The 5,472-nt window shown below is 63.4% G+C and carries 4 protein-coding genes and 1 pseudogene; 1 reads left to right on the top strand and 4 read right to left on the bottom strand.

Translation table 11 applies throughout. The features are described 5' to 3' along the window. Positions 1 to 399 precede the first annotated feature (399 nt). From ygiD to FPZ47_RS26345, 3 genes are read right to left on the bottom strand one after another with little or no spacing between them, the layout of a single operon-like run. Positions 400 to 1,182, bottom strand: a complete 783-nt coding sequence (gene ygiD / locus FPZ47_RS26335; RefSeq protein ID WP_210420020.1) for a 4,5-DOPA-extradiol-dioxygenase — start codon at positions 1,180 to 1,182, stop codon at positions 400 to 402. A gap of 23 nt (positions 1,183 to 1,205) precedes the next feature. Then, positions 1,206 to 2,093, bottom strand: coding sequence for a dioxygenase family protein (locus FPZ47_RS26340; RefSeq protein ID WP_246133628.1), 888 nt, complete (start codon positions 2,091 to 2,093; stop codon positions 1,206 to 1,208). A gap of 20 nt (positions 2,094 to 2,113) precedes the next feature. Beyond that, positions 2,114 to 3,223 (bottom strand): maleylacetate reductase, encoded by a 1,110-nt coding sequence (locus FPZ47_RS26345; protein ID WP_210420021.1) that lies wholly within the window; start codon positions 3,221 to 3,223, stop codon positions 2,114 to 2,116. A gap of 211 nt (positions 3,224 to 3,434) precedes the next feature. Between FPZ47_RS26345 and FPZ47_RS26350 the strand changes: the two genes are divergently transcribed. Beyond that, a complete protein-coding gene (locus FPZ47_RS26350; protein WP_144957055.1) occupies positions 3,435 to 4,130 on the top strand; it encodes a class I SAM-dependent methyltransferase in 696 nt (231 codons plus the stop codon). A 117-nt stretch (positions 4,131 to 4,247) separates the two neighbouring features. Here the strand turns inward: FPZ47_RS26350 and fadA6 are convergent. Beyond that, positions 4,248 to 5,224: pseudogene (gene fadA6, locus FPZ47_RS26355) on the bottom strand (steroid 3-ketoacyl-CoA thiolase FadA6); the annotation flags it as partial. Between the last annotated feature and the right edge of the window lie 248 nt (positions 5,225 to 5,472).

The raw sequence follows: 5,472 nt of genomic DNA on the forward strand, positions 1-5,472 counted from the left end.
CCGCCGACGACGGGATCGAAAACCCCTTCTGCAAGTACAGGAACTGACACACCCCGCCCACGCACTGCAGCTTCGGCACGTACGCCTGTAAGAACATGCGGTCCACCGAGCGGCAGGTCAAAGTGACGTGATCCCGCAATAGGGTTGCCTAGTCGGCCACGATCGCCTCCTTGGTCTCAGCAACCTTGCGGCTAGGCCGACGCGAGGGATCTCCGGCAGTGGAGATCCCTCGCCCTATCAACCCGTTCGCCCCGCCGTGCGGGCAGAACTCAACCCAACCGGTCCATCGACCGTATGAGGACGCTCGCTACGCTCTAGGCGAAGGCATTCAGGCCCCCGGAACGCCGCACTCTCGCAGTCAGTCAACCTGCGGCGGTGATCCGGGCCGGCGATGTGGTCTTAACCGATGCGGACGCCGAGCATGGAGATCGACCCGCCGTCGAATCCGTCGACCGGCAGAGATACGGGCTCGTCCTCGGTGTGCGTGGCAAGTGTGTACAACAGGGGTAAGTAATGCTCTGGCGTCGGCACGGCCAACTCCGCATCTGCGCCGCCTTGCCGATAGTCGATCACGTCGCCAAAGCGACGCGCCATGATTGCTTGCCGCAACCAGGAGTTGAAGCGAACAGCCCACTGATACGGCGGGATCGGCCGCCGGTCCCATGCATAGACGTCAAGGTTGTGCACCACGTTGCCGGAGCCCAGAATCAGGACTCCATCCTCGCGCAGTGGGCGCAGACGCCGACCGAGATCGTAATGCTGCGCTGCAGTGAGAGTTTCATCGATACCTAGTTGGACAACCGGAATGTCCGCATCCGGGTACATGTGGACCAATATCGACCAGGTACCGTGATCAAGTCCCCAGCGGGTGTCGGGTTCGATCACGGCCGGAGCCAATAGGTCGGCAACGCAGTCGGCAAGTTCAGACGAACCCGGAGCCGGGTAGCCGACTTCGAATAATTCTTTGGGAAAGCCGCCGAAATCGTGAATGGTCGCCGGCCGGTCACCCGCGGTGACCCGGCCTCCCGGTAGGTACCAGTGCGCCGAAATCGCCAGGATCGCCCGGGGCCGGGGCAGCGAGTCGGCCAATTGTTGCCATTCTGCGGTATAGCTGTTGTGCTCAATCGCGTTCATCGGATTGCCATGTCCGACGAAGATGGCCGGCATCGGTGTGGTTGGCATGTCTGGGGGCTCCGGTTTTGCGGTCAGACTTCCGAGGGGGCGAGGACGATGTTGAACCGAACACGCGACCATTCTCGGCCGCCCAGATCACGGCCGTCAGGCGTCGGTGTGCCGGGCCCTTGCCGGACGAATTCCTTGATCAGCGAGTCTTTCACGCCGAACACCGCGTCGCCGACCTCAAGTTGGGCATCGCCGGCAACGAACACGTGTGTGACCAGAGTGCGCAGGCCTGGCGCGGTGACCATGAAATGCAAATGACCCGGGCGCATCGGAGATCGGCCGGTGGCTTCGAGCAGCGCACCAACCGGCCCATCGTGCGGGATCGGATACGGGGTGGGCGTGAGCCCCCAAAAGCGATAGCCGCCTTTCTCGTCGGTGAACAGGTGGGCGCGGGCGGCGGTGCGACCGTCTGGGTATTGCACGTCATAAAAACCGTCGGCGTCGGCCTCCCACACCTCAACCCGGGCACCGCTGACCGGGTTGCCGTCGGTGTCAGTGACAGTGCCCTCCACCCAGCACGGCTCACCGGGAGCACCAGCGGCCATTTCACCGCCGAGCGGGATCTGTGGGGAGTTGTCGACGAAAAACGGACCGAACACCGTCGCCTCGGTAGCACCGTGGTAGACCTCGTTGTTGACGGCAATCGTCTGCATGGAGGCACCGAGGACATCCGAGAGCAAGATGAACTCCTGGCGCTTGTCGTCAGTGATGTGCCCGACCGCCGTCAAAAACTCGATCGCTCGGTTCCACTCGTGCTCGCTGAGCCGGACTTCACGAATAAATGCATGTAGATGGTGCGCCAACGCGTGCATCAGCTGACGCAGCCGCGGGTCCGGGGTAGCGTCGAAAGAGTTGACGACGCGGCTCAGTACGCCCCCTTCTGCGGCCTGTTGCTCGGGAGAGACGGGCATGACGGTAGTTCCGGGTTGACTCATGACTTGTTTTCCGTGCCTTTCGTGCTGTCGTCCATGATGGTCCTGGGATCGGCCCCCTGCCACGCTGCAGTGAGCAGTCGACGCAGATCGTCGGCGTTTATCGGGCGCGGATTGCCCGCCGGCAGCACCGGCAAAATCCGATCCACGGCATCGCCGATGTCACGTTCGTTGAATCCGTAGTCACCCAGGGCGCATGGCACTCCAAGTCGGCTGCGAAGTTCTTGTAGGCCCTCGAGCGCGGAGGTGGACGCGAGGGCGGCCGCGATCCGAGCTTCGGCCTCGGGTGCGGCGTTGCCGTTAAACGCAAGAACGTAGGGCAACATGATCGCATGGGTTTGAGCATGCGGAAGGTTATACGCGCCGCCGAGGACATGGCAGATCTTGTGATGCAGTCCAGACCCCGCCGAGCAAAACGCGGCAGCCGAGACGTAGGCCCCGTACAAAGCGCGCTCCCGCGCGGTCAGATTCATAGGATCGCTCACTATGTCAGGCAACGCGGCGGTTAGCGCCCGGATTCCCTCCTGCGCCATCATCTGATCGAGAGTGTCCGCGCGCGGTCCCCACATCGAATCCACGCCATGTGCTAGCGCATTCAATCCGGAGGCCACACTCAGCGCCACCGGAAGCGACAGCGTCAGCTCCGCGTCGTAGACGACAGCTCGCGGCAACACGCGCGCGTCGACCCCGGTCGTTTTCCGGTTGCCGTGGGTGAGCCCCCACATGGTCGTGGCTTCCGAGCCGGCGTAGGTAGTCGGGACCGCCACAATCGGCAGTCCACTGGTCAGCGCGACCGCCTTGGCTAATCCGGTAGCGGATCCGCCGCCGACGCTGACCAGGAGATTCACCCGATGCTCGGTGGCGGCAGCGCGGGCACGCTCGGCCAGTTCCACTGGAACATGCATCACCACGTCGCGGTGGTGGTACATCACCGGCAGATCGGCGGTAACCCTATCCGCCCGTTTCAACTCACTTGGCGATGCGATCACCATCACCCGCGTGCCACCCAGCCGCTCTACTTCACGCGCCAGGATCAGCGGTGCCTGACCCGAAGCCAAGCACACCCGCTGCGGCAGAAATTCATGGTCGAAACGCAAAATAGACAACAGCTCCCGCGCTGGCGAGGGATATTGGGGTACAAAAGCTATAACGAGCGACGGTGATCCCCGCGACCCGTGTTCCGCAGCCTGGAACACCGGGGCCTCATGTGCCGGATCGATGCTTTGCTAGTGTCCCGCACCGTTAACTCGTTACATAATTGTAATTTGGGTAGACGGCACTGAGTCATACGAATTACGTTGGGGGGATAGATAGATCACCATGAGCGAGGACGTCGATTTCGGGTTCGATTCCGTCTACCGGGGCGAATCCGCCCGAATAGGGGTTGGTGTTCGACCTCCGTGGAGCCTCGGGGAGCCCCAACCCGAGTTGGCCGCCCTGATCGAACAGGGCAAATTTCACGGTGACGTTCTCGATGCGGGATGTGGGGAAGCCGCCATCTCGCTGTATCTGGCCGAACGCGGCTATGCCGTGGTCGGGCTGGACTCCTCGCCGGCCGCGATCGACCTGGCCCGGCGTGCGGCACACAAGTGCGTTCTGGCCAACGTCGACTTCGAGGTGGCCGACATCAGTTCGTTTGCCACATATCCCCCCGGCTCAGAAGGCCGCTTCGGCACCATCATCGACAGTACACTGTTCCACTCGATCCCGGTCGGTGCGCGAGAAGACTACCAGCAGGCAATATCGCGCGCCGCGGCGCCGGGAGCATCGTATTTCATGCTGGTCTTCGACAAAGCCGCGGTCCCCGAGGGGCCACCGTATGCGGTGACACCCGATGAACTGCGTGACGCGGTGTCCACGTACTGGATCATCGACGACATCCGACCCGCCCGCATCCACGCCACCTTCCCCGACGACGCCGCCGGGTGGCCCGGGAGGCCGCAAATCGAGGTCCGGGACGAGCCAAACGGTCGTAAATCGGTCGCCGCCTGGTTGCTATCGGCACACCGACCCTGATCGGGCATCCTGCGCTCGGCGATAGCCGACCGGTCGGCGTGCGCAGTTGTCCGGGAGTTTCGGCGTGTCGTCGTATAAACACGCCCGCTCGCCGGGGCTTGGCAGGTGAGCGGCTGGTTAGAGGCACTCAATAATCGTGACGTTGGCGGTGCCGTCGCCCTCGCCCTCGCACATCGTCTGCAGCCCGTAGCGCCCACCGATGCGCTCGAGTTCGCCCAGCATCGTAGCGAACAGCTTGGCGCCGGTGGCACCCAGCGGATGCCCGAGCGCGATCGCCCCGCCGCAGGGGTTGACCTTGTCCGGATCCGCCTTGATCTCCTTCAGCCAGGCCATCACCACCGGCGCGAACGCCTCGTTGATCTCGACGGTGTCGATGTCCTCGATGGACAGCCCGGTCTTGTCCAGCGCGTCGCGGGTAGCCGGGATCGGTCCGGTCAGCATGAACACCGGATCGGCGCGGCGCGCGCTGATATGATGGATACGGGCCCGCGGTGCGAGTTTCTGGTCCTTGACCGCCTGCTGAGACGCCAGCAGGACCGCGCTGGCGCCGTCGGAGATCTGGCTGGCCAGCGCCGCGGTCAACCGGCCGCCCTCCGAGAGTGCCTTCAGCGCGGCCATCTTCTCCAGCGAGGTCTCCCGCCGCCCTTCGTCGACCCGGAACCCGTCGACCGCAACAATCTCGTTGTCGAAGTGGCCCCCGCGGATCGCCGCCAGTGCCGCGCTGGTGACTGGTGAGGGCGAAGAGCTCCGTCTCCGCACGGGACAGGTTCCACTTCTCGGCGATCAACTCCGCACCACGGAACTGTGAGATCTCCTGATCGCCGTAACGGTGCAGCCAATTCTTCGATTCGTTTGTCGGAGAGGTGAACCCGAACTGCCTGCCGACCGTCATCGCCGAAGCGATCGGGATCTGGCTCATGTTCTGCATGCCCGGCCAGGATCAGGTCCGCGGTGCCCGACATGATCGCCTGAGCACCAAAAGAAATCGCCTGCTGGCTGGAGCCGCATTGCCGGTCCACGGTGACACCGGGAACCTCTTCGGGGTAACCCGCGGCCAGCCAGGCATTTCGGCCTATGTTGCCGGCCTGCCCGCCGCCCTGTGTGACAGGGTTTGGTGAGACAGCAGCAGTAGCCGATTATCACTACAGGGCGAGACAGGATCACCATTTCTATGACTATGACGATCGCATCCCTGGAAGGGTGCGCTGATACTGATCAAGTGGGCAGTACACCGGATCCGGGCGCGCGGGCACGGCGGCGCACGTTGTCGACCGCCACGGTGATGGGACCACTTTGACCAGGGTTTAGCCAGTTTCATTGGACCACCCGTTTGCCAGTTATG

The organism is Mycobacterium helveticum (genome assembly GCF_007714205.1).
In the GTDB taxonomy this organism is placed as follows: Bacteria; Actinomycetota; Actinomycetes; order Mycobacteriales; family Mycobacteriaceae; genus Mycobacterium; species Mycobacterium helveticum.